The sequence below is a fragment of the Leisingera sp. ANG-DT genome (genome assembly GCF_000813785.1).
GTDB lineage: Bacteria > Pseudomonadota > Alphaproteobacteria > Rhodobacterales > Rhodobacteraceae > Leisingera.
This window is the reverse complement of record NZ_JWLE01000005.1, coordinates 1-26,559: the sequence shown is the minus strand read 5'-3', so window position 1 is coordinate 26,559 and position 26,559 is coordinate 1. Positions and strand designations below refer to the sequence as shown.

At 63.6% G+C, this 26,559-nt stretch carries 27 protein-coding genes; 16 read left to right on the top strand and 11 right to left on the bottom strand.

Annotated features, from left to right (window positions below):
* The first annotated feature begins 10 nt into the window (after window positions 1-10).
* Entirely contained in the window at window positions 11-340 is a 330-nt protein-coding gene (locus RA21_RS05320) for a DUF1491 family protein (RefSeq protein WP_019296595.1), read from the top strand.
* A 69-nt stretch (window positions 341-409) separates the two neighbouring features.
* Window positions 410-1,135 (top strand): DNA repair protein RecO, encoded by a 726-nt coding sequence (gene recO / locus RA21_RS05315; protein WP_039147113.1) that lies wholly within the window; start codon window positions 410-412, stop codon window positions 1,133-1,135.
* On the opposite strand, the gene RA21_RS05310 is transcribed toward recO, so the two are convergent.
* The 3 genes from RA21_RS05310 to RA21_RS05300 form a co-directional block, all read right to left on the bottom strand.
* On the bottom strand, window positions 1,119-1,511 hold the full coding sequence (locus tag RA21_RS05310) for an META domain-containing protein (RefSeq protein WP_039147111.1): 393 nt from the start codon (window positions 1,509-1,511) through the stop codon (window positions 1,119-1,121). The genes recO and RA21_RS05310 overlap by 17 nt on opposite strands.
* 113 nt (window positions 1,512-1,624) lie before the next feature.
* Window positions 1,625-2,308: an SGNH/GDSL hydrolase family protein gene (locus RA21_RS05305; protein ID WP_039147109.1), complete on the bottom strand. Its 684-nt coding sequence runs from the start codon at window positions 2,306-2,308 to the stop codon at window positions 1,625-1,627.
* A gap of 179 nt (window positions 2,309-2,487) precedes the next feature.
* The gene (locus tag RA21_RS05300) at window positions 2,488-4,173 is read right to left on the bottom strand and encodes an acyl-CoA dehydrogenase family protein (protein WP_039147107.1); all 1,686 of its coding nucleotides are present in this window, start codon (window positions 4,171-4,173) and stop codon (window positions 2,488-2,490) included.
* A 145-nt stretch (window positions 4,174-4,318) separates the two neighbouring features.
* Here RA21_RS05300 and RA21_RS05295 point away from each other — a divergent pair, with 145 nt between their 5' ends.
* The 4 genes from RA21_RS05295 (at window position 4,319) to RA21_RS05280 (ending at window position 9,299) form a co-directional block, all read left to right on the top strand.
* A complete protein-coding gene (locus tag RA21_RS05295; RefSeq protein ID WP_039147105.1) occupies window positions 4,319-5,086 on the top strand; it encodes a sulfite exporter TauE/SafE family protein in 768 nt (255 codons plus the stop codon).
* A 19-nt stretch (window positions 5,087-5,105) separates the two neighbouring features.
* Window positions 5,106-6,002 carry a cation diffusion facilitator family transporter gene (locus tag RA21_RS05290; RefSeq protein ID WP_039147101.1) on the top strand — a complete coding sequence of 299 codons (897 nt, stop codon included), beginning with the start codon at window positions 5,106-5,108 and terminating at the stop codon, window positions 6,000-6,002.
* A gap of 63 nt (window positions 6,003-6,065) precedes the next feature.
* Window positions 6,066-7,421, top strand: a complete 1,356-nt coding sequence (gene dgt, locus RA21_RS05285; RefSeq protein WP_193748051.1) for a dGTP triphosphohydrolase — start codon at window positions 6,066-6,068, stop codon at window positions 7,419-7,421.
* 84 nt (window positions 7,422-7,505) lie between these two features.
* Window positions 7,506-9,299 (top strand): caspase family protein, encoded by a 1,794-nt coding sequence (locus RA21_RS05280; protein WP_039147097.1) that lies wholly within the window; start codon window positions 7,506-7,508, stop codon window positions 9,297-9,299.
* A gap of 47 nt (window positions 9,300-9,346) precedes the next feature.
* On the opposite strand, the gene RA21_RS05275 is transcribed toward RA21_RS05280, so the two are convergent.
* Window positions 9,347-10,945, bottom strand: a complete 1,599-nt coding sequence (locus tag RA21_RS05275) for a phosphoenolpyruvate carboxykinase (protein ID WP_019296586.1) — start codon at window positions 10,943-10,945, stop codon at window positions 9,347-9,349.
* Between the two features lie 341 nt (window positions 10,946-11,286).
* Here RA21_RS05275 and RA21_RS05270 point away from each other — a divergent pair, with 341 nt between their 5' ends.
* From RA21_RS05270 to RA21_RS05240, 7 genes are read left to right on the top strand one after another with little or no spacing between them, the layout of a single operon-like run.
* On the top strand, window positions 11,287-11,991 hold the full coding sequence (locus tag RA21_RS05270) for a response regulator transcription factor (RefSeq protein ID WP_019296585.1): 705 nt from the start codon (window positions 11,287-11,289) through the stop codon (window positions 11,989-11,991).
* 50 nt (window positions 11,992-12,041) lie between these two features.
* A complete protein-coding gene (locus RA21_RS05265; RefSeq protein ID WP_019296584.1) occupies window positions 12,042-13,748 on the top strand; it encodes a sensor histidine kinase in 1,707 nt (568 codons plus the stop codon).
* 15 nt (window positions 13,749-13,763) lie between these two features.
* Window positions 13,764-14,201 carry an HPr kinase/phosphorylase gene (locus tag RA21_RS05260; protein WP_019296583.1) on the top strand — a complete coding sequence of 146 codons (438 nt, stop codon included), beginning with the start codon at window positions 13,764-13,766 and terminating at the stop codon, window positions 14,199-14,201.
* Window positions 14,194-15,072, top strand: coding sequence for an RNase adapter RapZ (gene rapZ / locus RA21_RS05255; protein WP_019296582.1), 879 nt, complete (start codon window positions 14,194-14,196; stop codon window positions 15,070-15,072). Before RA21_RS05260 ends, rapZ begins: the two co-directional genes overlap by 8 nt.
* A gap of 9 nt (window positions 15,073-15,081) precedes the next feature.
* On the top strand, window positions 15,082-15,489 hold the full coding sequence (locus tag RA21_RS05250) for a PTS sugar transporter subunit IIA (protein ID WP_019296581.1): 408 nt from the start codon (window positions 15,082-15,084) through the stop codon (window positions 15,487-15,489).
* Complete coding sequence (locus RA21_RS05245) at window positions 15,490-15,759, top strand: HPr family phosphocarrier protein (protein WP_019296580.1); 270 nt, start codon at window positions 15,490-15,492, stop codon at window positions 15,757-15,759. It begins immediately after the preceding gene.
* Between the two features lie 33 nt (window positions 15,760-15,792).
* Entirely contained in the window at window positions 15,793-16,689 is an 897-nt protein-coding gene (locus RA21_RS05240; protein WP_039147096.1) for a lysophospholipid acyltransferase family protein, read from the top strand.
* Window positions 16,690-16,758: 69 nt separating this feature from the next.
* Here the strand turns inward: RA21_RS05240 and RA21_RS05235 are convergent, their stop codons facing one another.
* Entirely contained in the window at window positions 16,759-17,634 is an 876-nt protein-coding gene (locus RA21_RS05235; protein WP_019296578.1) for a 3-hydroxybutyryl-CoA dehydrogenase, read from the bottom strand.
* A gap of 154 nt (window positions 17,635-17,788) precedes the next feature.
* Here RA21_RS05235 and RA21_RS05230 point away from each other — a divergent pair, with 154 nt between their 5' ends.
* Window positions 17,789-18,610 (top strand): DUF6473 family protein, encoded by an 822-nt coding sequence (locus RA21_RS05230; protein WP_039147095.1) that lies wholly within the window; start codon window positions 17,789-17,791, stop codon window positions 18,608-18,610.
* A gap of 82 nt (window positions 18,611-18,692) precedes the next feature.
* Here RA21_RS05230 and RA21_RS05225 read toward each other — a convergent pair whose 3' ends face one another.
* The 6 genes from RA21_RS05225 to RA21_RS05200 all read right to left on the bottom strand — a co-directional run bounded on the left by RA21_RS05225 (window position 18,693) and on the right by RA21_RS05200 (window position 23,093).
* The gene (locus tag RA21_RS05225; RefSeq protein ID WP_019296576.1) at window positions 18,693-19,622 is read right to left on the bottom strand and encodes an electron transfer flavoprotein subunit alpha/FixB family protein; all 930 of its coding nucleotides are present in this window, start codon (window positions 19,620-19,622) and stop codon (window positions 18,693-18,695) included.
* Window positions 19,622-20,380, bottom strand: coding sequence for an electron transfer flavoprotein subunit beta/FixA family protein (locus tag RA21_RS05220; protein WP_019296575.1), 759 nt, complete (start codon window positions 20,378-20,380; stop codon window positions 19,622-19,624). The genes RA21_RS05225 and RA21_RS05220 overlap by 1 nt, the downstream gene beginning before the upstream one ends.
* Window positions 20,381-20,675: 295 nt before the next feature.
* Complete coding sequence (locus RA21_RS05215; RefSeq protein ID WP_039147093.1) at window positions 20,676-21,248, bottom strand: cob(I)yrinic acid a,c-diamide adenosyltransferase; 573 nt, start codon at window positions 21,246-21,248, stop codon at window positions 20,676-20,678.
* Window positions 21,249-21,254: 6 nt separating this feature from the next.
* Complete coding sequence (locus RA21_RS05210) at window positions 21,255-21,458, bottom strand: twin transmembrane helix small protein (RefSeq protein WP_019296573.1); 204 nt, start codon at window positions 21,456-21,458, stop codon at window positions 21,255-21,257.
* Between the two features lie 66 nt (window positions 21,459-21,524).
* Window positions 21,525-22,358 (bottom strand): SDR family NAD(P)-dependent oxidoreductase, encoded by an 834-nt coding sequence (locus RA21_RS05205; protein ID WP_039147087.1) that lies wholly within the window; start codon window positions 22,356-22,358, stop codon window positions 21,525-21,527.
* A gap of 36 nt (window positions 22,359-22,394) precedes the next feature.
* Window positions 22,395-23,093 (bottom strand): SH3 domain-containing protein, encoded by a 699-nt coding sequence (locus tag RA21_RS05200; protein WP_039147086.1) that lies wholly within the window; start codon window positions 23,091-23,093, stop codon window positions 22,395-22,397.
* A 243-nt stretch (window positions 23,094-23,336) separates the two neighbouring features.
* Between RA21_RS05200 and RA21_RS05195 the strand changes: the two genes are divergently transcribed.
* A complete protein-coding gene (locus RA21_RS05195) occupies window positions 23,337-25,685 on the top strand; it encodes a DNA topoisomerase IV subunit A (RefSeq protein WP_039147081.1) in 2,349 nt (782 codons plus the stop codon).
* A gap of 129 nt (window positions 25,686-25,814) precedes the next feature.
* Window positions 25,815-26,414: a hypothetical protein gene (locus RA21_RS05190; protein ID WP_019296569.1), complete on the top strand. Its 600-nt coding sequence runs from the start codon at window positions 25,815-25,817 to the stop codon at window positions 26,412-26,414.
* Window positions 26,415-26,559 lie beyond the last annotated feature (145 nt).

Here is a 26,559-nt window from a genome sequence, read left to right as displayed (position 1 = left end):
GGGGGGCGGCATGACCCGCCTCACCGCCCGCTTCTGGGTCGACGCCTATCTGGCCCGCCTTCGGTTCCAGGATATTCCGGCCTTCATCACCTCCCATGGCGACGACACTGCGGGCGCAGTGCTGGTCAAGCTCAACACGCTGGACGGCCAGGCCCGCGCCTTTCACCGCACCTATGACCTGATGAGCGGCGACCGCAAATGGGATGCGCTGGCCGAGGGGGCGGAGACGGACGTCGATGCTTCAATAAACCGGCAGCGGAGCTTTGACCCTGACCTCTGGGTGATCGAGGTCGAGGACCGCCAGGGCCGCCACCTGCTGGACGAACCCGGCCTGGAATGACCCCGCCGCTTGCAGCCCGTCCGGCAATACGCTCTGGTAGGGCGGACCGCAGAACAGGGGGGGCCGGCTTTGGAGTGGCGTGATCACGGCATATTGCTTTCGGTGCGCCGCCACGGCGAAAGCTCGGCCATCATCGACGTTTTCACCGAAGAACACGGGCGCCACGCAGGCGTGGTGCGCGGCGGGGCCGGCCGCCGGATGGCACCGATCCTGCAACCCGGTGCACAGCTGGATGTGACCTGGCGAGCAAGGCTCGAGGACCATTTGGGCAGTTATCACGCCGAACCCCTGCGCAGCCGCGCCGCCGCAGCGCTCTCTGGCCGGCTGGCGCTGGCCGGGCTCAACACAGTGACGGCGATGCTGTCCTTTTGTCTGCCAGAGCGCGAACCGCACGCCGGTCTCTATACCCGCAGTGAACAGCTGCTGGATCTTCTGGGCAACGAAGACCTCTGGCCGCTCGCCTACCTGCGCTGGGAATTGACGCTCCTGGAGGAGATGGGATTTGGCCTCGACCTCACGGTTTGCGCCGTGACCGGCAGCCGGTTCGGGCTGGCCTATGTGTCGCCGAAAACGGGTCGGGCTGTTTCACATGAAGGGGCCGGTGACTGGGCAGACCGGCTGCTGCCGCTGCCGCCGGTGATGCTGGGGCAGGGCGATGCAAACGACGCCGAAATCCTCCAGGCCCTGCGCACCACAGGTCATTTCCTCGAGGCGCATCTGGCCCCGTCGCTGGGCAATCACCCACCGCCGGAGGCGCGCAATCGGCTCATGGACTTGCTTAGCCGCCGTCTTTGAACAGCATCTCCCGGCCCGCGTCATTGCTGAGGATCAGCACATCGCCGGAAACCTCAGCCAGCGTCATCTCCTGCAGGGCTTTCAGAAAGGCGTCCTCGGCCTCCAGTTCGGGGCAGGCCATCCGCGTCACCGCCAGCGGCCCGGTTTCAAACCAGGGATAGGGCGCGGTCTGGCTGCCCAGGAAATTGTTGCAAGGCCCGCGCCCGGCGATCTTGCCCGGCTCCGGAAAGATGAGGGTCGCAGCGGCGGCAAAGGCGCTGCCATCAATGCTCTGCAACTTCCACTCTTTGCCCGCGGCGCCATAGGCAGACAGGCTTTCATCTCCGGTGCAGGCGGTTGGCAGCAGCAGGGACGCGATCAGGGCAGCACGCAGCATCTAGACCTCCGGCGGCAGTTTCTGATGCCACACTGAAGGGGTGCAGCAGTCAGCGCAAGGTCGCAAGTGCAAGCATTCGGGCGGGAAAACCGCGCGTTCGGGCCGGGGTTCTCTCAGTTCGTGCGGATAATCTCGGCCACCTTGCGGCCGATCTCGCTGCTCGCCTTGACTGACGGGTGGATCATGTCCAGCGCGTGGTAGGACCGGTCGCCGTAAGGCACCAAGTCCTTGTTTGACAGGAAGAAGATCCCCTCATCCAGCGCCGCCAGCCGCTCAATACGGGCCTCCAGCTCGTTGCCCTCATCCCGGCAATGTTCGATCATCGACCCCACGCCGGGGCTGCGCAGGTAGCCGACATAGATCACCTTGGCGCCGGACGCGCGCAGTTCTGCCAGCATCCCGGGGATTGCACCCTTGCGCCCGTCAGAGGCAATGAGCTTGTCCATTTTGCGGTTGCAGGCAAAGCAGCCGCAGCCAAGCCACAAGTCATTGCCGCCGCCGTTGACGATCACCCAGTCCCATTCGCCGGGCGTGTACTGCTTGCGGATGTTCATCCCAGCAGCGCCGGAAATGGGCAGCTTATAGATGATCCGCGCGGCGGAAACGGAACGGTCAACGACCGGTTCCTGCAATTCGCGGGCCACTGTGTCCGAAATGGATTTGCCGGCCAGGCTGTGCCAGGCCAGAAGCGAATCGCCCATCGCCAGAATACGGGGGGATTGTCCCTCCGGCACGGCGCCGCCGCAGGCGGAGATCAAAAACAGAACGGGCAGAAGGAGGCAGCGAAAGAGTGTCATGCACTCTTGTTAACCATGAATCGTTAAGGATCGAAGAACCTGTATTGGAAACAGACTTATTCCGCGCCGTGGTTGCAGGCGGGCCGCATAAGCTGCGGTTTTCAGCCACCCGGAAAAAAGCCCGGCGCGAGCGCCGGGCAAGAAGGGGATTGCTCCCCTGCGGTGGTCTCTGACAGCGGTCAGCCCAGCAGGCGGCGGGCGATGACCTGCGCCTGGATCTCTGCGGCGCCTTCGAAAATGTTCAGAATACGGGCGTCGCACAGCACGCGGGAGATCTTGTATTCCATCGCAAAGCCGTTGCCGCCGTGGATCTGCAGGCCATTGTCGGCCGCCGCCCAGGCAACCCGCGCGCCCAGGAGCTTGGCCATCCCGGCCTCCAGGTCGCAGCGGTGGCCGTGGTCCTTTTCCCAGGCTGAGAAATAGGTCAGCTGGCGGGCGATCATGATCTCCACCGCCATCATCGCCAGCTTGCCGGAGACGCGCGGGAAGTTGATCAGCGACTTGCCGAACTGCTTGCGCTCCTGCGCGTACTGCATGGCAATATCCAGCGCCGACTGCGCCACGCCGATGGCGCGGGCCGCGGTCTGGATGCGGGCCGATTCAAACGTCTCCATCAGTTGCTTGAAGCCCTTGTTTTCCTCGCCGCCCAGCAGGTTTTCCTGCTTCACGTGGAAATTGTCGAAGCCCAGCTCGTATTCCTTCATGCCGCGGTAGCCCAGCACCTCGATCTCGCCGCCGGTCATGCCGGGGGTGGGGAAGGGCGCCTCGTCGGTGCCCGGGGTCTTCTCCGCCAGGAACATCGACAGCCCGCGGTGATCGGTGGTGTTCGGATCGGTGCGCGCCAGCAGCGTCATCACATGGGTGCGGGCAGCGTGGGTGATCCAGGTCTTGTTGCCGGTGATCTTGTAATCGCCGTTCTCATCCTTCACCGCGCGGGTGCGCAAGGACCCGAGGTCAGAGCCGGTGTTCGGCTCGGTGAACACGGCGGTCGGCAGAATCTCGGCGCTGGCCAGTTTCGGCAGCCAGTTGGCCTTCTGCTCCTCGGTGCCTCCGCACAGGATCAGCTCCGCCGCAATCTCGGACCGGGTGCCCAGCGAACCAACACCGATATAGCCGCGCGACAGTTCCTCGGACACCACAACCATCGAGGCCTTGGACAGGCCGAACCCGCCGTATTCCTCCGGAATGGTCAGCCCGAAGACACCCATTTCGGCCAGCTCCTCGATGACTTCCATCGGGATCAGCTCATCCTTCAGGTGCCAATCATGGGCATTCGGCTCGACCTTCTCTACCGCGTAGCGGCGGAACTGGTCGCGGATCATTTCCAGCTCTTCCTCCAGGCCGGAGGCGCCGAACATGGTGGAACCAGCCTGTTCCTCCATCAGCTCCACCAGACGGCTGCGGGCGGCCTGGCTGTTGCCCTGCTCGCGCAGCGTCATCACTGCAGGCACCATCAGCCCACGCTGGGCGTCCTGGCTCAGGCCCAGATCCTGCAAGCGGATGATCTCGCCCTGGTTCATTTGGATGCCGCCGTAGACCTGCCACAGGTATTCGCCAAAGCCGATCTGGTGCAGCAGCTGCTCCATCTCGCCGAACTTGCCTTCACCCTGCAGTTTCTCGGCCCATTTCTGCATCTGCCGCAGCGAGTAGACATAGGTGGCAAGCCAGGACAGACCATGCGCCGCCACCTGGTTTTCCTCGATCAGCTTGCCGGAGACACGGCCCTCGCTGCTCACCATGTCCTTGACGGAGGCCCGTGCGGCCTCAAGCAGCTGGTCCAGCGGTTCCAGCGCTGCGCCGGTCAGCGCCAGCAGGTCGGGAATGAGAGTCGGTTTCATATGCAAGTCCTGTCCGTCGTGGGCCATGAATCAGATCCTTCTTCGGTCGCCCGGTGGTAAATCATTTTGCAGGTGCAGCGCAACAAAAATACTCACGGGTGCGTCATTTGGATCAAATCTTGCGTGTTGATTTTGCCCGTGCAGCACGCTGCGGATGTGATAGAGCGGAGGCATGACCGCATTGTTTTCGCTTCTTTCCCCGGCTGAGCTGGCAGCGGCCTTTGGCATCGCGCTGCTGGCGGGCACGGTCAAAGGCCTGGTGGGCTTTGCCATGCCAATGATCTTCATTTCCGGCCTCAGCATGTTCCTGGCGCCGGACCTGGCGCTGGCCGGGCTGATTCTGCCTACGCTGGTAACTAACGGCATGCAGGCGCTGCGGCAGGGGCCCGCGGCGGCCATGGCCTCGATCCGCAAGTTCCGCGTGTTCCTGCTGATCGGGCTTGTCTGCCTGCTGCTCAGCGCCCAGTCCGTGCGGCTGCTGCCGCAGCAGGCTCTGCTCCTGGTTATCGGCCTGCCGGTCACGGTCTTTGCCTGCATTCAACTGATGGGCAAAACATTCACCATCGCCAATCCTTCCCGCCGCAGCGAGGCGATGGTGGGGGGCATTGCGGGTCTGATCGGCGGCGTGTCCGGCGTCTGGGGGCCGCCGACGGTGGCCTATCTGACGGCCCTGAATACCGAAAAGACAGAACAGATCCGGGTGCAGGGGGTGATCTACGGCCTGGGTGCGGTGGCGCTGCTGGTGGCGCATGTGGGATCGGGTGTGATCCGGACTGAGACCGCGCCGTTCTCGCTGGCGCTGATCGTGCCGGCGGTGGCGGGCATGTGGATCGGCGGGCAGCTGCATGACCGGATCGACCAGGTGCTGTTCCGCCGCGCAACGCTGGTGGTGCTGCTGATCGCAGGCCTGAACCTGTTGCGCCGCGGCGTGCTGATGTAGCGGGGAAAGGCAGGGCGTCATGCATCAACGGCTCAGCGCAGAACAGCTGGCAACCGGCTCCATCCTGGTCGCGCTGGCGGTCATGACGCTGAAGGTTGCTGCCTGGATGATGACCGGTTCCGTGGCGCTGCTGTCGGATGCGCTGGAATCGCTGGTGAACATCGGCGGCGCGGTGATGGCCTGGTTCGCGGTGCGCTATGCCCAGCGGCCGCCGGACGCGGGCCACCCCTACGGCCACCACAAGGCCGAGTATTTCTCGGCGGTGATCGAGGGCATCCTGATCGTGATCGCTGCCCTGGTGATCCTGCACGAAGCCATCAGCGCGCTGACCCGCGCAGGCGATCCCGCCTGGGGCGCTGCCGGCATGTTGGTGAACGCGCTGGCGATGCTGGTGAACCTTGCTTGGGCGCGGGTGCTGCTGCGCGCGGGCACACGGTTGAAGTCCCCGGCGCTGTCGGCTGGCGGACGCCACCTGATGAGCGATGTCTGGACCTCTGCCGGGGTGCTGGCTGGGCTGGTTCTGGCACTTGTCACCGGCTGGGCGGTGCTCGATCCGCTGCTGGCGCTGCTGGTTGGCGTCAACATTCTGCGCGAGGGCTGGCTGGTGATCGCAGCCTCCGTGAACGGCCTGATGGACACCGCCGCCCCGGCGGAGGAACGCCGGAAAATCGAAGAGGTCATCCAGCGCATGGCAGCAGGCGCACTGCAGGTGCATGGCCTCAAGACCCGCCGGGCCGGCCGTGCGCTGTTTATTGAGTTTCATATGGTGGTGGACGGCGCCATGACGGTGCGGGCGTCCCACGGCATCTGCGACATGATTGAGATCGCCCTGAAAGATGCCCTGCCGGAGGCGCAGGTGGTGATTCACGTGGAGCCGGAGCACAAGCTGGAGCCTGCCGGCATCGAACCGCACTGAAGCGTTTGCATTTCCCCGCCGCCTCCCGTTTAACCGCCCTCAGACAGGCAAAGGAGCAGGCACATGGCGATGGAGTGGAACAGGCTGCTGAACCCGGGGCGGCTGTGCCGGCCGGACTTCCCCGAAGCCCCGGGGCGCGAGGCCTATCTGCAGGACTATGACCGCATCCTGTTCTCCGAGCCGTTCCGGCGGCTGGCGCAGAAAACCCAGGTGCACCCGCTCTACAGCCACGACCATGTGCACCACCGGATGATCCACAGCATGGAGACCTGCAGCGTCGGCCGTTCGCTTGGCGCTGGCGTTGGGCAGGCCCTGCTGAAGGACGGACGCATCACCCCGGATCAGGTGTTGCGCATCGCGGGCCATGTGCAATCCGCCTGCCTGCTGCATGACATCGGCAACCCGCCCTTTGGCCACTCCGGCGAGGACAGCATCGGCGGCTGGTTTGCCGCGCAATTCAAGGCAGGTGCAGGGCTCGCCGCCGAGGTCCCGGCAGCCCAGCAGGCTGAGTTCGCGCATTTTGAAGGCAACGCCCAAGGTCTGCGCATCGCCGGGCGTCTGGAAATGGCCCGGCGCGAGGGCGGCATGCGGCTCAGCTACGCAACGCTGGGCGCCTTCCTGAAATACCCCTGTACCCGCCAGGTGCGCGATGCCGTTTGCGGCGATGGCCCGGCGCCTTATGCAGGCCTCAAGAAATTCGGCGTCTTTGCCGCTGACACCGCGCTGCTCGATGAAATCTGCTCCGCCACCGGCATGATCCGCGAAGAAGGGGGCTGGTTCCGCCGCCACCCGCTCGCCTTCCTGGTCGAGGCCGCGGACGACATCTGCTACCGCATCATGGATATCGAGGACGCAGGCGCCGTGGGCGATCTGGACCGGGGTGATGTGGCTGCTGTGCTCGAGGACATCACCGGCAAGCGCAACCGTGAGGAAGACGCCGCCATGCCGCTGGGCGAGCGTGTCGCCCTTCTGCGCGCGCTCTCCATCGGTGCCGCCACCAGCGCCGCTGTGCAGGCCTTCCTGGACAATTACGACGCCATCATGAGCGGCGAATTCGACGGTGACCTGATCGGCGCATCATCCAAGGCGGACGCCTTTGCCGAATTGCAGCGCCTGTCGGTGGAACGCATCTTTGCCGCGCGCCGCAAGACAGAGCTGGAGGTCGCAGGCCGCCAGGTGCTGCACCGCATCCTCGACCATTTTAGCGGGCTTTACTCCGATCTGGCCGCTTGCGGCTGGGACCAGTCCGCCTTCGCCAAGGAGCATCCCCCTTGGGCACAGCTGATCCGCGCCGTCGACCTGGACCTGCGCGGGGTGGAGGATGCCTGTACAGCCATGCATTCGCTGGCGGATTTCGTCTCCGGCATGACCGACCGCTACGCGGTTAAGGTGCGGGACATGGTGACAGGCAGTCTTTAGGCCGGATATCCGGCCTAAGCCGCCGGGTTAGAAGTTTTTCGGAAATGTGCTACCTTGGATTGTGCAGGTTCAGGGGGGACTGATATGCGCGTTTTCCGTGTTTTCACGCAGCTGGTTCTGATAGCTTTGTGGCTGCTTGCAGCCGGCACCGCAAACGCGAAGGCAAATCCGGAAAAGCGGGTGGCACTGATCATTGGCAATTCCGACTACGCAGCAGTTCCCAAACTCCGAAACCCGGGTCGCGATGCCGCGGATCTTGCAAGCGCCCTGCGGCGGATCGGGTTTGACGTCTCTGAATTCGAGAACCTGGATTACCGCGGTATGCGGCTCGCGCTGCGCGACTTTTCAGCAACCGCTGAACAGGCGGATGTGGTCTTGGTTTATTACGCAGGACACGGCATCGAAATTGAAAACACAAATTTCCTGATCCCCGTCAATGCGGAACTCAAAAGCAGCCGGGACGTCGAATTCGAAGCGATCCGGCTGAGCGGCGTTCTGTCAGCTGTGGAGTCATCCGGCGGCCTGAAAATCGTGCTGGTAGATGCCTGCCGGGACAATCCGTTCCAGCAGCAGATGAAAGTGGCCGGGGCAACCAGATCCATCGGCCGCGGTCTGGCTATAATTGAACCCAGCGGTGTTCTTGTTGGATATTCGGCAAAGGGAGGCACGCTTGCCCTGGACGGTTCCGGACGCAACAGCCCCTATGCGGCGGCGCTGCTGCGGCATATCGAAACCCCGGGGCTTGAGCTTGGCAAGCTGTTCCGTCAAGTCCGCGACACAGTGTTTGCAGCGACGCAGGGAGAGCAGGAACCCTTTGTCTATGGATCTTTGCCGGGCCACGACATCTTTCTGGTGCCGCCCAAACCGCAACCGGTTGCCGCTCCTGCCCCGGTCCCGCGGCCTCAGGGAATCGATCAGGAGATGATTGAGGAATTCACCGAGGCAGCGGGGTATAACACGGTTTGGAGCTGGAAGCGGTTTTTGAAGAAATACGAAGACTACCCGGAGCACCGGCTGGTTGCGCTGGCGGCAAAGCGGCGTGACGCGCTGTCTCTTGAGTTGGATCTGCGCCGGGGCTACCGGGTTGCAGAGCCTTGGCTGAAGCCGGGACAAGACGCATCTGGCAACACTGTACTTACGGCCTTAGAACGGCGTCAGCTCCAGGACGGGCTGAACATGATGGGATTTGATACTGGCGGCATTGACGGTCAGTTCGGTCCCAGGACCCGGCACGCAATTGCACAGGCGCGCCTCAAGGCCAACCTGTCCGGCGGCTCGGGTATAGATCATTCGTTGCTGCGCGTGCTGCCCAATGCGCCGCGGATACGTGAGCTGATGCCAAAACAGGCTCAGCGGATCGACCCAAGCACCCTGCCTGACGATCTGGAACCTCGGCTGCGCAAGGCGCTGAGCGCTCTCGGCACATATCCGGTCATGTTCGACTACTTTCAGGGGAACCTGTATCTCGCGGTGCATGTTACGGAGTCGCGATGGCACAGCATCAACCAGCTTGCATCTGACGCGGGTGGGCATCTTGTCACCATTTCGTCGCCTGCTGAAAACCAGTTTCTCGTCAACCTGTTCAGCCGCGACGCCCGCTTCACACATGACGAAGGCGGAACTCTGTATGGACCTACCATCGGGTTGTACCAGGCGGACCGCCGCTCGGAACCCTCAGGTGGCTGGGTCTGGGTGACAGGCGAGCCGTTCACTTACCGGAACTGGAGTCCGGGAAATCCGGACAATCACTTGAAGAAGCAGCACTATGCCCGCTTTTATTTGAAACGGAAGATGCGCAGATCTTTTTCCCGCCCGCAGTTTTGGGATGATTCATCAGACAGCACCTGGCGGACTGGGTTGATCCTGGAGATCGAATGAAAAAACCCGGCCAACGGCCGGGTTTCTGCTTACTGCGAGTGACGGCCTCAGCCGATGGCGGCGGCCTTCACGTCCTCGTCGATGAACGGCAGGTACTGCTCGAAGTTGTCAGAGAACATCTGCACCAGTTTGGCCGCCTGGGTGTCATAGGCGTCCTTGTCGTCCCAGGTGCGGCGCGGATCCAGCAGCAGCTCCGGCACGCCCGGCACGTTCACCGGCACGTCAAAGCCGAAGTTCGCGTCCTTGCGGAATTCCGCATCCGCCAGCGAACCGTCCAGCGCAGCAGTCAGCAGCGCGCGGGTTGCCTTGATCGGCATGCGCGAGCCGGTGCCATAGGCGCCGCCGGTCCAGCCGGTGTTCACCAGCCAGCAGGTGGCGCCATGCTGGGCGATCTTCTCGCGCAGCAGATTGCCGTAAACCTCCGGGCGGCGCGGCATAAAGGGCGCACCAAAGCAGGTGGAGAAGGTCGGCTCCGGCTCGGTCACGCCGCGCTCGGTGCCTGCCACCTTGGAGGTGAAGCCGGACAGGAAGTGGTACATCGCCTGCGCCGGGGTCAGCCGCGCGATCGGAGGCAGCACGCCGAAGGCATCGCAGGTCAGCATGATGATGTTCTTCGGGTGGCCGCCTCGGGCGCTGGCCGATGCATTGGAGATGTAATGCAGCGGGTAGGCGCAACGCATGTTGGCGGTCAGGCTGTCGTCGTTGAAATCCAGCTCTTTGGTCTCCGGATCGAACACCATGTTCTCGATCACGGTGCCGAACTTGGAGGTGGTGGCGTAGATTTCCGGCTCTGCCTCGGCATTCAGGTTGATGGTCTTGGCATAGCAACCGCCTTCGAAGTTGAAGGTGCCGTTGTCGGCCCAGCCGTGCTCGTCATCACCGATCAGGACGCGGTCCGGGTCGGCCGACAGGGTGGTCTTGCCGGTGCCCGACAGGCCGAAGAACACGGCGGTGTCGACCGGGTTGCCTTTGGCGTGGTTGGCGGAGCAGTGCATCGGCATGATGCCTTTTTCCGGCAGCAGGTAGTTCAGCAGGGTGAACACCGATTTCTTGTTTTCGCCAGCGTATTCGGTGCCGCCGATCAGGATCATCTTGCGGTCGAAGTTCATCGCGATGATGGTCTCGCTGCGGCAGTCGTGCTTCTTGGGGTCGGCCTGGAAACTCGGGCAGTTGATGACGGTGAAATCGGCGATGAAATCATCCAGGTCTTCACGGTCGGGACGGCGCAGCATGGTGCGGATGAAAAGGTTGTGCCAGGCCAGCTCGGTCACCATGCGGACGTTGATCGCATGTGCCGGATCGGCGCCGCCCACCAGGTCCTGGACGTAGTAGTCCTTGCCCTTCATGTGCTCCAGCATGTCGGCGTAGAGCGCGTCAAAGCCCTCGGCGCTCATCGCGGCGTTGTTGTCCCACCAGATGGTGTCGCGCACGCTTTCGGTTTTCACGACATGTTTATCCTTGGGCGACCGGCCGGTGAATTTACCGGTGGTGACCAGGAAGGCGCCGCCATTGCCCAGCGTGCCTTCGCCGCGCTTCAGCGCGGCTTCGATCAGCGCAGGCTCCATGAAGTTGTAATAGACATTGCCCAGACCCTCGATGCCCTGATCCTCGAGGCGGAATTGCGGGTTAACCCGTCCAGATGTCATGCGTTTTTTCTCCTGTGGCGGCGCGGGCGGCACGCAGGCTGCGCGGCTGCGCCATTGGGGCAATAGAAACGGCATCGCTGCCGGTGGCGCGGTCTTAACATGGCGTTTTGGGGGGTGAACAGGCCGGTTTCAACCAGTTAGCGCCATCAAGGCAATGTTTAGCGCAACCATTGTTCTGCACCGCGGCATGTGCCCGGCTGTTCAGTGAACGCTAAGGTATTTTTGCCCCAATTGTGTCCAAAGATTGTCCCGATTCTTCAAATGGGATTGATTCGGGGCACTAGAACGGCGATGAACATGGTAAAAACAAAACATAACAGAGCAGATTAGGGGCAATTCCGATGTCGAAGATTGCTTTGGTTGACGATGACAGGAACATCCTGACATCGGTTTCCATGACGCTTGAGGCCGAGGGCTTTGAGGTCGAAACATATAATGACGGGCAGGCGGCGCTGGACGCCTTCAACAAGAAACTGCCGGATATGGCGGTGCTGGACATCAAGATGCCGCGCATGGATGGCATGGACCTGTTGCAGCGGCTGCGCCAGAAATCCCAGATGCCGGTGATCTTCCTGACCTCCAAGGATGATGAGATCGACGAGGTGCTGGGCCTGCGCATGGGGGCTGACGATTACGTCAAGAAGCCGTTTTCGCAGCGCCTGCTGGTCGAACGCATCCGGGCGCTCTTGCGCCGCCAGGAGGCCATCAGCAGCGACGCCGAAGGCACCGCCTCGCCCGAGGCCAAGGTGATGGAGCGCGGCAACCTGCGGATGGACCCGCTGCGCCACGCGGTCAGCTGGAAGGGCAGGGACGTGTCGCTGACAGTGACCGAATTCCTGCTGCTGCAGGCGCTGGCCCAGCGGCCCGGCTTCGTCAAAAGCCGCGACCAGCTGATGGATGTGGCCTATGACGATCAGGTCTATGTGGACGACCGCACCATCGACAGCCACATCAAGCGCCTGCGCAAGAAGATGCGCAGCGCGGATTCGGATTTTGCGGCAATCGAGACCCTTTATGGAATCGGTTACCGTTACAATGAAGAATAAGCGGCACATCTAAGCGGGGCTTCTTGCCCCCGGCCAAGGGAGTGGCGCGGATGCGCGATACCAGCATAGTGCAACGCCAGCAGGACGGCGATGTGGTTTTGGGGGAAGACTGGGTCACCCCCGACCAGTCGGTCACGCGCGAGATGCAGGTCAAGCGCGCCCGCCGCGGGCTCCTGCCGCTCAAGGGCTCGCCGCTGACCCGCCGGATCATCACTTTCAACCTGATTGCGCTGACCATCATGGTCACCGGCATCCTCTACCTGAACTCTTCCCGCCAGAGCCTGGTTCAGCAGCGGGCCGGCGCGCTGGTCTCCGAGGCGATGCTGGCCGCCGATGTGTTCGAGGCTGAGATGCCCGCGGCCGGCGCCGTCAGCTTTGCTGCCGGCGATGGCATTCAGGTGGAAGATACCTTGGCTCGCCTCAGCCTGCGCGGCGGGGTCGAGGCCTTTGTGTTCGACACCACCGGCAACCTGATTTCCAGCATCAAGGGTGTGGACCGCAGCGATGCGCTGAACGTGCTGAACGACAGCGGCCGCAGCCGCACCCTGATCAGCGACGCGCTCTCTGTGCTCTGGGGATTGACGGAAGGCGATGAAACACCCAATGCGGCTTCTGGCCCGACGCTGGAGGAACGGCTCAGCGGCCTTGTGGACCGTGCGATGAATCGCGGCACCGGGGTTGAAACCGTGGTGGACACCAGCGGCAGCCGGGTGATCTCCGCGGCTACCCCGATCATGCACAACGGCACCGCCGTCGGGGTGATCGCGCTGACCTCGCCCACCGGCGAGGTGGACGCGCTCGTTCGCGGCGAGCAGGAACGGGTTCTGCAGATGTTTGTGGTGGCGCTTCTGGTTTCCGTCGGCCTCAGCCTGGTGCTGGCTTCGACCATCGCCAACCCCTTGGCCGATCTGGCCGAGGCGGCGGAACTGGGCCGCGACCGCGGCAGCCGTAAATCCAACCCGGGCCGGATCCGCATCCCTGACCTGTCCGCCCGCCCTGACGAGATTGGCCGCCTCAGCCGTGCCCTGCGCGGGATGGTCAAGGCGCTTTATTCCCGCATCGACAGCAATGAGCAATTTGCAGCGGACGTGGCGCATGAGATCAAGAACCCGCTCGCCAGCCTGCAATCCGCGGTTGGCACCCTGCGGATGGTCCGCCGCGATGACCAGCGCGAAAAGCTGATGGACGTGATCGAACACGATGTGCGCCGGCTCGACCGGCTGGTCAGCGACATCTCCAACGCCTCGCGGCTGGACGCCGAACTGGTCAAGGAGGAGGAGGAAGAGTTCAACCTCCTGTCCATGCTGGGCAACCTGAACCAGTACCTGGGCGAGGATGCCCGCGCCAAGGGCATCGACTACATCACCGACCTTCCGGCCCAACCAATCCAGCTGCAGGGGCTGGAGGCGCGCCTGGCGCAAGTCTTCGTGAACCTGATCACCAATGCGATTTCCTTCTGCGAGGAGGGCGACGCCATCCGCGTCTGGGCGCGCCGTCGCGCAAACCGGGTGCTGATCGTGGTCGAGGACACCGGCCCCGGCATCCCCGACCAGGCGCTTTCCAAGATTTTCAAACGCTTCTATTCGCAGCGCCCGGTGGAGCATTTCGGCAATAACTCCGGCCTTGGCCTGGCGATCTCCAAGCAGATTGTCGAGGCGCATGGCGGGGTGATCTGGGCCGAAAACATCCGCCCGACCGAGGCCGATGTCACTTCCGAGCCACTCGGCGCGCGTTTTGTGGTAGGCTTGCCTGTCTGATCCCGGTTCAAGCCCATGTCTGAAACACAAAGCCTCATCCTGCATGCCTCCTGCGTCGCGCTGGAGGGGCAGGGGCTTTTGATCACCGGCACCTCCGGCCAGGGAAAATCCGCGCTGGCGCTGCAGTTGATGGCGTTCGGTGCCCAGCTGGTGGCGGATGACCGGGTGCTGGTGCAGCTCCTGCACGGGGAACTGGTCGCCAGCGCGCCGGAACCGATCCGCGGTTTGATCGAGGCGCGTTATATGGGCCTTCTGCAAGCGCAGATCCGCAGCCCGGTGCCGGTGACGGCGCTGGTTGATCTGGACGAGGCAGAGACCGAACGCCTGCCGGTGCGCCACACCACCCAGCTCTTGGGGCAGGAGATTGTCCGGGTCAAACGCGTGGACGGCGCCCATTTCGCCCCGGCCCTGATGCAATACCTCAGATGCGGGGCGCTGGACCCGGATGCCTGAACAGAAAAAACAGGCAGTCCCGGCGGTTCTGGTCACCGGCCCCTCCGGCGCGGGCCGGACCACCGCGATCAACGTGCTGGAGGATCTTGGCTTCGAGGCAATTGACAACCTGCCGCTGCGCCTGCTGCCCGGTCTGTTTGATGCCGCCGCAGCGCCGCGCCCGATGGCGCTGGGGCTGGACAGCCGCAACCGGGACTTCTCGCCGCGCGCGCTGCTGGATGTGATCGACATGCTGTCGGGCCGCCGCGAGCTGGACTTGACCGTGCTCTACCTCGACGCCCAGCCCGATGTGCTGTTGCGCCGCTACTCGGAAACCCGCCGCCGCCACCCGCTGGCACCGGCAGAATCCCCGGGCGAGGGCGTGCGCCGCGAGCTGGACCTGATGGGACCGATCCGCGACCGGGCCGACATCTTGCTGGAAACCTCGGGCATGAACGTCCACCAGCTGAAGGCGGAGATCGAGCGCTGGTTCGCCCCCGGCGGCCGCACCCTGGCGCTGTCGGTGCAAAGCTTCTCCTACAAGCGCGGCATGCCGCACGGGATCGACATGGTGTTCGACTGCCGCTTCCTGGCCAACCCCTATTGGGACCCGGGCCTGCGTGCGCTGAACGGCCAGGATCCGGCGGTGCAGGACTATGTCCGTGCCGACGACCGGTTCCAGCCGTTCTTTGACCGGGTGCTGGACCTGACCCGGCTGCTGCTGCCAGCCTACCGGGATGAGGGGAAATCGCATTTTTCCATCGCCTTCGGCTGCACCGGCGGCCAGCACAGATCGGTGACAATGGCGGAAACCCTGGCCAAGGCCCTTGCGGAGGACGGCTTGCAAGTGTCAATTAGACACCGCGAGCTGCAAGGCCAGCAAAAGAAGTGAGAGGCCGGGTTGATCGGGATTGTGATCGTAGCGCATGGCGGACTGGCAAAGGAATACCTTGCCGCAGTGGAACACGTTGTGGGTCCGCAGCCCAGCCTTGTGGCCATTGGCATCGGCCCTGAAGACGACCGCAGTGCCAAGCAGAAGGAAATCGCCGCTGCAGCCGATAAGGTCGACAGCGGCGGCGGCGTGGTTGTGGTGGTGGACCTCTTCGGCGGTTCGCCCTCCAACCTCAGCCTCAAGGCCTGCGCGCCCGCGGACCGCCGCATTCTTTATGGCGCCAACCTGCCGATGCTGATCAAACTGGCAAAATCCCGCCACCTGCCGGTTGCCGATGCAGTGCGGCAGGCAATGGAGGCCGGGCGCAAGTATATCAACGCCCAGAACGTAAACCCTGACGGGGAGCAGGCACATTAAATGGCTCTGAAGACGCTGAAAATCATCAACGAAAAGGGGCTGCACGCCCGCGCCTCTGCCAAGCTGGTGGAGGTGGTCGAAGCGTTTGACGCCACGGCAGAGGTGCTGAAGGACGGAATGTCGGCCTCAGGCGACAGCATTATGGGGCTTTTGATGTTGGCAGCCTCGAAAGGAACGACTATTGACGTCGAGACTTCGGGGCCTGATGCTGACGCGCTGGCGCATGCGCTGGAGGCTCTGGTGGCCGACAAGTTCGGCGAGGGCTACTAGGCCCGCGCCGGCGACGGGACGGGAAAAGGCACATTGGCGGATACCGCACAAGACAGGAATACCGGCATCGCGCCGGACACCGCTGAGCAGACAACGGGCGAGGTCTATGACCGCCGCACGCTGACCTATGCCAACTCCTTTGACGACCGCTGGACCTCACTTGCGATCAAGACCATCGAATGGCTGACCGGCAAGCTGACGATCCTGCGCATGGTCAACAAGTTCGAGAAGAACAACGCCGAATACCGCGGCCAGAAGTTCTGGCGCGGTGCGCTCAACACCATGGGCATCGACCTGCAGACCCCGCAGGAGCAGATTGACAATATCCCCGCCGACGGCCCGGTGGTGATTGTCGCCAACCATCCGCACGGCATGGTCGACGGCATGATCTTTGCCGACCTGATCGGCCGCCGCCGCCTCGACTACCGTATCCTGACCCGCTCGGTGCTGACCGGCCTGGACGAGGCCGCAACCTCCTTCATGATCCCGGTGCCCTTCCCGCATGACCCCGAAGCGCAGCGCAAGATGGTCGACATGCGCGCCAAGACCATGGCCTTCCTCAAGGAGGGCGGGGCCGTGGCACTGTTCCCCTCCGGCGTTGTGATGTCGTCCGACAGCTGGTTCGGCCCCGCGGTTGAACGTGAATGGAACGTCTTTACTGCCCAGCTGATCCGCCGCTCCGGGGCCCGGGTGGTGCCAATCTTTTATCCCGGCTCGAACTCGCGCTGGTACCAGATCGCCTGCCAAATTTCCCCGATCCTGCGCCAGGGCCTCTTGCTGCATGAGATCGTCCGTTCCTGCAACAAGCCGCAGGCGCCGGTGGTCGGCAAACCGCTGACCGATGAGCAGATGGAACAGCTGCAAACCGATCCGCGCGGCTTCATGGCCTGGCTGCGCGAGCACACGCTGAACCTCGGCAAGCAGGGCTGAGCCTGCGCTCTCCATCTTGCCGGAAACGAAAAAGCGCCCCGCGGGGCGCTTCTTTGTTTGTGCCGTCTGTTACCGGGTCGGCACCGGGGTTTCCCCGCGGTAGTCATAGAACCCGCGCTGGGTCTTGCGGCCCAGCCAGCCGGCCTCGACGTATTTGGTTAGCAACGGGCAGGGGCGGTATTTGGTGTCCGCCAGCCCGTCGTGCAGCACGTTCATGATCGCGAGGCAAGTGTCCAGCCCGATGAAATCCGCCAGCTCCAGCGGCCCCATCGGATGGTTGGCGCCCAGCTTCATCGACTCGTCGATCGACTTCACCGATCCCACGCCCTCATAGAGCGTATAGACCGCCTCGTTGATCATCGGCATCAGGATGCGGTTGACGATGAAGGCCGGGAAATCCTCGGCGCTGGCAGAGGTTTTGCCCAGCCGTGCCACCACGTCCTGGCACGCCTTGAAGGTCGGCTCGTCGGTGGCAATGCCGCGGATCAGCTCCACCAGCTGCATCACCGGCACCGGGTTCATGAAATGGAACCCCATGAAGCGCTCCGGGCGGTCGGTGCGGCTGGCCAGCCGGGTGATCGAGATCGACGAGGTGTTGGAGGTCAGGATCGTATGCGGCTGCAAATGCGGCTGCAGGTCCTCAAAGATCGCCTGCTTCACGGTTTCCCGCTCGGTCGCCGCCTCGATCACCAGGTCGGTTGCACCCACGTCGGCCAGCTTCAGCGACGGCACGATGCGCGCCAATGCGGCCTTCACATCGTCTTCCGAAATCTTCCCCTTGCTGGCCTGGCGCTCCATGTTCTTGTGAATCAGGCTCAGCGCGCCGTCCAGCGCCTGCTGGCTGACGTCATTCAGCACGACCTCGTATCCGGCCAGCGCCATGACATGGGCAATGCCATTGCCCATCTGACCCGCGCCGATCACTCCAACCTTCTGAATTTCCATGCCTCAGGCTCCTGAAATAGCTGCGGCAACCATACTGGCCGGGCGCGGGCAGGCACAAGGGCAGCTGACCCGGATTTGAGGCAAATTCTCACTTTAGGGAAATTGCAATGGTTGCCCGCCAGGGTGAGTCTCGGGTGAAAAATTTGGTGGTAGTATGAGCTATGAACTCAAAAGCGCGGGGGCGCTTGCGGGGGAACCAGTCAGATATGGTCAATCCAGACTGCTGGTGCGGGGGCCGCGACGGTCCCTGGATGACCCTTATGTCGCTTTCCTTGGCGGAACCGAAGTCTATGGGCGATTCGTTGAATTTCCCTTTGTCGACTCGCTGCAGGCCCGGCTGGGCATGGATTGCGTCAACCTGGGCAGCGTGAACGCGGGGCTGGACAGTTTCGCGCATGACGACAGCCTGATCGGCGTTGCCCGCAACGCCCGGCTGACTGTGGTGCAGATGCTGGGCGCGCAGAATATCTCCAACCCCTATTACCGGGTGCATCCGCGCCGCAACGACCGCTTCCTTGCCGCCCAGCCAGCGCTCAAGACCCTGTATCCTGAGGTCGACTTCACCGAGTTCCACTTCAACAAGCACCTGCTGTGCTCCCTGCGAGAGATCTCCGCGCAGCGGTTTGAGCAGGTCCGCGAACAGCTGCAGCGCAGCTGGATCGACCGGATGACCAGGCTGGTCGATGAACTGGACGGCCGTGTCCTGCTGTTGTGGCTGCGCTATGCGCTCGACGCCGAGGCCGGCTTCCCGGAGGAGCCGGTGCTGGTCGACCGCGCCATGGCTGAGGCGCTGCGCCCCAAGGTGCAGGGCATCCTCGAGATCAAGGCATCCTCCGCTGCCGCGGCGCAGGATATTTCCGGCATGATCTTCGGCCCGATGGAGCTGCCGGCTGCCCGCCACATGATCGGCCCCAAGGAGCACATGAAAATCGCAGAGGCGCTGGCCGGCGACCTGGAACCGCTGCTGCGCGCCTGAGCGTCAAATCCCCCTTACCATCAGAACGGAAAAAGGCCCGCCAATTGGCGGGCCTTCCTATTGGTCAGCTGTCCGGCTGGGCTCAGCCCAGTTTTTCGGTCAGGGCCGGGACGGCTTCGAACAGGTCGGCAACCAGGCCAAAGTCCGCAACCTGGAAGATCGGTGCTTCTTCGTCCTTGTTGATCGCCACGATGACCTTGGAGTCCTTCATACCGGCCAAGTGCTGAATGGCGCCGGAGATGCCGACAGCGACATACAGGTCCGGTGCAACAACCTTGCCGGTCTGACCCACCTGCCAGTCGTTCGGGGCATAGCCCGAGTCGACAGCCGCGCGGGAGGCGCCAACAGCGGCGCCCAGCTTGTCGGCCAGGTTCTCGATCAGTTTGAAGTCTTCCTCGGAGCCAACGCCGCGGCCGCCGGAGACAACGATGCCGGCCGAGGTCAGCTCGGGACGGTCGCTGGCGGCAACCTTGTCTTCAACCCACTCGGACAGGCCCGGGTTTGCGGCTGCCGAGATGGTTTCCACGGAAGCGGAACCGCCTTCGCCAGCTGCGTCAAAGGACGCGGTGCGGAAGGAGACGACTTTCTTGGCGTCGCTGGACTTCACGGTCTGGATCGCGTTGCCGGCATAGATCGGGCGCTCGAAGGTGTTGCCGTCGACAACGCCGGAGACGTCCGAGATCACCATCACGTCCAGCAGTGCTGCAACGCGCGGCAGAACATTCTTGGCGTCGGTGGTGGCCGGAGCAACGATGTGCTCATAGTCGGACGCCAGGCCAGCGATCAGCGCCGCGGTCGGCTCCGCCAGGCGGTGGCCCAGGGATGCGTCCTCTGCAACCAGAACCTTGGCAACGCCTGCGATCTTGGCGGCTTCTTCGCCAGCCGCAGCAGCAGAGGCGCCAGCGGCCAGAACGGTCACGTCGCCCAGCTTGGAGGCAGCGGCAACGGCTTTTGCGGTCGCGTCCAGCGCCAGCGCGCCGTCGGTCACTTCAGCAAGGAGAAGAACAGCCATTACACAGCCCCCGCTTCTTTGAGTTTCTCAACCAGCTCGTCGACAGAGCCGACCACGATGCCTGCGGCACGTGCCGGCGGCTCTTCGGTCTTGACGATTTCCAGACGCGGGGTGACGTCGACGCCGTAGTCGGCGGCGGTTTTCTCGTCCAGCGGCTTTTTCTTCGCCTTCATGATGTTCGGCAGCGACGCATAGCGCGGCTCGTTCAGGCGCAGGTCCACGGTGATGATGGCGGGCATCTTCACGGAGATGGTCTGCAGGCCGCCGTCGACCTCACGGGTCACCTTGGCGTTGCCGCCTTCGATGTCCAGTTCGGATGCAAAGGTGCCCTGGGACCAGCCCAGCAGCGCCGACAGCATCTGGCCGGTTGCGTTCATGTCGTTGTCGATTGCCTGCTTGCCGCAGAGCACGACGCCCGGCTGCTCTTCCTCGACCACTTTGGCCAGGATTTTCGCAACGGCCAGCGGCTCGATGTCGGTGTGCACGTCGTCGGCAGCAACCACCAGGATGGCGCGGTCTGCACCCATCGCCAGGGCGGTGCGCAGGGTTTCCTGAGCCTGCTTGACGCCGATCGAAACCGCAACCACCTCATCAGCCTTGCCGGCTTCTTTCAGGCGGATGGCTTCTTCGACAGCGATTTCGTCGAAGGGGTTCATCGACATTTTCACGTTGGCGAGATCGACACCGCTGCCGTCCGCTTTGACGCGGACCTTCACGTTGTAGTCAATCACGCGTTTGACAGGCACGAGTACCTTCATTTTGCGTTCTCTCCTTAACAAACGGCAAGCCGCCCCAGGGCGACTCCCCCTCTATGCTCTCGCAGCGTTGATACCGGCTGGTGTGCGCCTGCAACAGGGCAAAATCGTCACGTTAGCGCACGCCGACGTCGCGTTTGCTCATTTGGAACATCATTTTTGCAAGAATGTTTCCGGTGGGAAATCCGCCTGCCGCGACGGCAGGGCGCGGGAGTCCCGCATGACGCGTTTGGCGCCGGATTCGCAAAAATCCGGCGCCAAGGGGCGAATCAGACCGGGCAAACCGGGGCAGGTCGCCTCAGCGGTTGGCGCCGGGCACCCACAGCACGTCGTCCTTGCCGCCGTTGTTGGCGGTGCGGGCGGCAACAAAAAACCAATCCGACAGGCGGTTCAGGTATTTCACCGCCGCCGGGTTCACGTCCTCAGCCGTGCTGAGGTCGGTGGCCAGCCGTTCGGCGCGCCGCGCCACGGTGCGGCAGACATGCAGATGCGCCGCCAGCTTGGATCCGCCCGGCAGGATGAAGCTGCGCAGCGCCTCCAGTTCCTTGTTCATCACGTCGATCTCGGCTTCCAGCCGCTCGACCTGCGCCACCGCAATGCGCAGCGGCGGGTATTCGGCCTCGGCGTCCTTTTCCATCTCGGGCCGGCACAGGTCGGCACCCAGGTCGAACAGGTCATTCTGGATGCGCGCCAGCGCCGCATCCATCTCGCCGTCGGCTTCCAGCCGCGCGACGCCGACAAAGGAGTTCAGCTCGTCCGAGGTGCCATAGGCATTGACCCGCGCCGAATGCTTGGCCACCCGCTCGCCGTTTCCCAGCGCGGTCTCGCCCTTGTCGCCGGTGCGGGTGTAAATCTTGTTCAGAACGACCATCGCCACTTATCCTCCCTGGCTGCGCAGATAGACGTAGGCCAGCAGGATCACCACTGCAATGAACTGAAACAGGATGCGCAGCCGCATCATCTTGTTCGCATTGCGCCGATTAAACTCGCCGCCCTTGCCAAAGCCGCCGATGCCGATGACCAGCGCCACAACCACGGCCGCCACGGCTGCCAGTCCCAGATAATACAGCGGATCGCTCATCCTGTCCCCCAAAGGCCCATCAATTCTGTCGCTCCCATCTAGCCTGCGCGCGCGCAGATGGCGACCCTATCCGAGCCGCACAAGGATGCGGTCAATTGCCCGGGTCGGCAGGATGCGCCGCAGAAAGCCCGCGATATGGGTTGGGGTGGTGACGTAATAGCGCGGATGCGGGCGGCGGGATTCGCAGGCATGCGCCAGCTTGGCGGTGACGGCGGAGGCCGGCAGTTCGAACCGGTCCGGGCCGTTGCTGCCCTCATAGAGCCGCTTCAGCAGGCGGGATTCGTACAGATCGCGCAGCGGCGACATTTTCCAGTCGATGAACCGCTCGAAATGCGGGATCGACTTTTCCCGGATCTTCGACGTCACCGGTCCCGGCTCGATCAGCACCATGTGGATGCCGGTGCCCTTCAGCTCTATTCGCAAGGTGTCCGTCAGCCCCTCCAGCGCGTATTTCGTCGCCACATAGGCGCCGCGCCAGGGGAAGGTCACAAACCCCAGGATTGAGGAGTTCTGCACGATCCGCCCGTGCCCCTGTTTGCGCATCACCGGAATCACCTGCCGGGTCAGCTCATGCCAGCCAAAGAAGTTGGCCTCGAAGATCGCACGCAGGCCTTCGGTCGGCAGATCCTCCACTGCGCCCGGCAGCCCGTGCGCACCGTTGTTGAATAGCGCATCCAGGGTGCCACCGGTGGCCTCCAGCACTTCACCCAGGCCGGCGGTGATGCTTTCCGGGTCGGTGTAATCAATGCGCGGGCTCTCAAACCCTTCGGCGCGCATCCGGTCGCAGTCGCGCTGCTGCCGGCAGGAGGCAAACACCCGCCAGCCGCGCTCCCGCATGCCGCGGGCCGCATCCAGGCCGATCCCGGAGGAACAGCCTGTAATCAGAATCGTTTTCTTCAAGAGAGTGCCCCTCTGCCCGGAAGTCTCCGGGACCAGTTATGGGCGTTTCTTGCTCACCAGGGAAGCGGCAATCCAGCCCACCTTGCCCTTGCCGGGCGCGCGCAGGTGCAGCCAGCCGGTGCCGCTGTCCTCGAACACGACAACCTCGTCACCGCCCAGCAGACGCGCAATCACCGGGTAATTGGTGCCCGGCCCCTGCCGCATGTTCACGCGGGACGCTCTGATTCGGCGGATGTCCTTCTCCGGTTCAGGCTGCGGCTCGGCCAGGGCTGCGCCCGCAGGTTCGGACGCATCGTTTTGAACCTCAGTTCCGGCAGCGGCTGTCTGAATGCTGGAAAGGCCGCCCTCCAGCGATGCCAGCTGCAGTTGGGCGCCCTGGTCTGCAACTGCCGGAAACACGTTTGTGCTGTCACTGATGGCCAGGCGTGCCTGGGTGATCTGCCGCAGCGCCACCCGCGAGCGCAGCTGCGGGTCGGCTGCAGGGCGCGCAGGCCGGGCGGCCTCTTGCGCGCTGCCTGCAGGCTGGAAAGTCACGTTTCGGATCAGGGATTTGGCGTCTTCGCCGGCCCGGCTGCTGCGGTTGGCCTGCCGGGTTTCATCCGGTGCGGAAAATGCTGCTTTGGCAATTTCCAGCGCTTCAGAGCGCTCCTGGCGCGGCTCAAAATCTGCACCCCCGCTGAGTTCGTAAAAGCCCCAGCCCAGAAAAGCGAAAGACACAAAAATAAAACGCGACATAACCGGTCCCCCTAGTACCACCACACGGGCAGCTGCACTGAATTGCATTGGTTTGAAAAAGAAACGCGCGGCGCGGCTGCCTGGTTCCTTTCTATCTAGGGCAAGTTAACGGCGGGGAAACAGGGGAGAGTCCGGCTTATTCTCCCCCAAGCTTCCCCCGAACCCCGTGGGCGCGCCGCTGCACTGTGCGAATTTCGCGTGCGCCCGCTTTACCAATTCCGGCGGCGGAAGTATCACCGATGCATGACCGACCTGGTAGAAGATCCCGACATGCCGTCTGCCCCCGAACAGGGTGAAATCCTGGAACCGCTGCGCCGCGCCATTGGCGAGCGCTATCTGACCTATGCGCTCAGCACCATCATGCACCGGGCGCTGCCCGACGCGCGTGACGGGCTGAAGCCGGTGCACCGGCGCATCCTCTATGCGATGAACCGCCTGCGCCTCAGCTCCACCGGCGGCTTCCTCAAGTCAGCCAAGATTTCCGGCGACACCATGGGTGACTTCCACCCCCACGGCGACGCCGCGATCTATGACGCGATGGCGCGCCTGGCGCAGGACTTCAACGTCCGCTACCCGCTGGTCGACGGCCAGGGCAACTTCGGCAACATCGACGGCGACAACCCGGCGGCCTCGCGCTACACCGAGGCGCGGATGACCTTCGTGGCCGAGGCGATGCTGGAAGGCCTCAACGAAGATTCGGTTGATTTCCGCGACAACTACGACGGCCGCCTGACTGAGCCGGCCGTGCTGCCCGCGACCTTCCCGAACATCCTGGCCAACGGCGCCGCCGGCATCGCGGTGGGCATGGCGACCAACATCCCGCCCCACAACATTGCCGAGCTGATCGACGCCTGCCTGCATCTGATCAAGACGCCGGATGCGCGCGACGACACGCTCTTGAACTACGTGCCCGGCCCGGACTTCCCCACCGGCGGCATTATCGTCGAGCCCAAGGAAAACATAGCCAAGGCCTACAGCACCGGGCGCGGCTCCTTCCGCCTGCGCTGCAAGCATGAGGTCGAGGACCTGGGCCGCGGCCAGTGGCAGATCGTGGTCACTGAGATCCCCTATCAGGTCCAGAAGTCCAAGCTGATCGAGAAGATCGCTGAGCTGATCCAGACCAAGAAGGTTCCGATCCTCGCCGATGTGCGCGACGAATCGGCGGACGACATCCGCATCATCCTGGAACCCAAGTCCAAGAACGTGGACCCCGAGGTTCTGATGAACATGATGTTCCGCAATTCGGACCTGGAAATCCGCTTCAGCCTCAACATGAACGTGCTGATCGACGGTGTGACCCCCAAGGTCTGCTCAATGAAGGAGGTGCTGCGCGCCTTCCTCGACCACCGCCGCGACGTGCTGCAGCGCCGCTCGCGCCACCGGATGGAAAAGATCGACCACCGGCTGGAGGTGCTCGAAGGCTTCATCATTGCCTTCCTGAACCTCGACCGGGTGATCGACATCATCCGCTATGACGAGGACCCGAAGGCCGCCCTGATCCGCGAGGATTGGAGCAAGGACCATCCCCGCGCCTTCACCGAGGCTGAATATGTCACCCCGGCCCCCGGCACGGGTGAGCTGACCGAGGTCCAGGCTGAGGCGATCCTCAACATGCGCCTGCGGTCTTTGCGCAAGCTGGAAGAAATCGAGCTGACCCGCGAACGCGACGCCCTGCGCGAGGAACGCGCCGGGCTGGTCGAACTGCTGGCCTCCGAGGACCTGCAATGGTCCCGCATTTCCGAGCAGCTGAAGGACACCAAGAAGCAGTTTGGCAAGGACTACGCCGGCGGCGCGCGCCGCACGTTGTTTGCTGAGGCTGGCGAAGTGGAAGACGTGCCGCTGGAGGCAATGATCGACCGCGAGCCGATCACCGTGGTCTGCTCCCAGATGGGCTGGATCCGGGCGATGACCGGCCACATCGACCTGAACCGCGAGCTGAAGTTCAAGGACGGCGACGGCCCCCGCTTCATCTTCCACGCGGAAACCACCGACCGCCTGCTGGTGTTCGGTTCCAACGGCCGTTTCTACACCCTGTCGGCCGCCAATCTGCCCGGCGGGCGCGGCATGGGCGAACCCCTGCGCCTGATGGTGGACCTCCCGAATGAGGCTGAAATCGTCGACCTGATGATCCACAACCCCGACGGCCGCCTGCTGGTGGCCTCGGATGCCGGCAACGGCTTCATCTGCGCCGAGAAGGAAATCGTTGCCCAGACCCGCAGCGGCAAGCAGGTGCTGAACGTCAAGGACGACGACCGCGCCAAGATCTGCATCCCGGTGGAGGGCGACCACGTCGCCATCGTCTCCGAGAACGGCAAGTTCCTGGTCTTCGCGGTCGAGGAAATGCCCGAGCTGACCCGCGGTAAGGGCGTGCGCCTGCAAAAGTACAACATGGCCCGCGGCAAGCAGGGCTCGCTGGAACTGGACGGCGGCCTCTCCGACATCACCACCTTCAACTGGGATGACGGCCTGCGCTGGGAAATGGGCGGCGGCAAGACCCGCCACGAGGCCGACCTCACCCAGTGGCTCGGCAAGCGCGCCGGGGTGGGCAAGCGCCCGCCGCACGGCTTCCCGCGCAATTACAAGTTCAAGTAAGGCAGCAGAAACCTGCCGCCTGCCTGTGCCCCCCGCGCCACCCGCGCGGGGGTTGCTGTTTCCGCCTCTTTACCCTGGCCGCCGCCCCCGGCTATCTGGGCGGGACCGACTTTCTCTTGGGGGACTTCCATGATCCGCGTACTTTCCGTGCTTGCCTCTTTGGCCCTGCTCGCCGCCTGCGGCGAAACCCAGCTGAACGAAGCGCCGGAGGATCTGGGCGCCTTCCAGGCCCGCGTCACCCATGTCTACACCGAGAAAGCGCTGCAATGGCCGCTGTCGCGCGACGCCGAGCACAGCGAATGGACTGCGCCGATCGAAAACGCGCTGAACACCCGCCTGCGCCGCTATGACGGCGCCCAGCAGTACGACGTCGCGGTGACGCTCGAAGGTTTCATGCTGGCCCCCCCCGGCGTGCCGGTGCTGTTCTCCCCCAAAAGCGCGGTGGTGGTGAACGTTTTTGTCTATGACGTGGCGCAGAAGAAATTCCTCGCCAAGAAGCACCAGATGCAGATCTTCGAAAGCACCACCGGCGAAAGCGCGGTGCTGGGCTCCGGCCATGCCCGCACCAAGCAGGAGCAGATCCAGGGCCTTGCCATCAATATCGCCGACAAGGTCGAGGAGTGGATGGCCGAGCAGCACGAGGCGGAAGGCTGGTTTGCCCCGCGTGCAGCGGCGGAATCCAGCGCCGGCGCAGACGCGGCTGCGGCAGAGACGCAACCGGCTGGCTGAGGCGCGCGAAAACCGCCCCTGTCAAGCAGGAACGGGTTGATTTTTGCCGGCAAACCAAATAATCCGCCGGCGCAGAGGAAACCGGGTCGGCAAGCGACCCCTCATTTCAAAAGGGCGCCTAAGCAATGGCTAAGGAAAAGTTTGA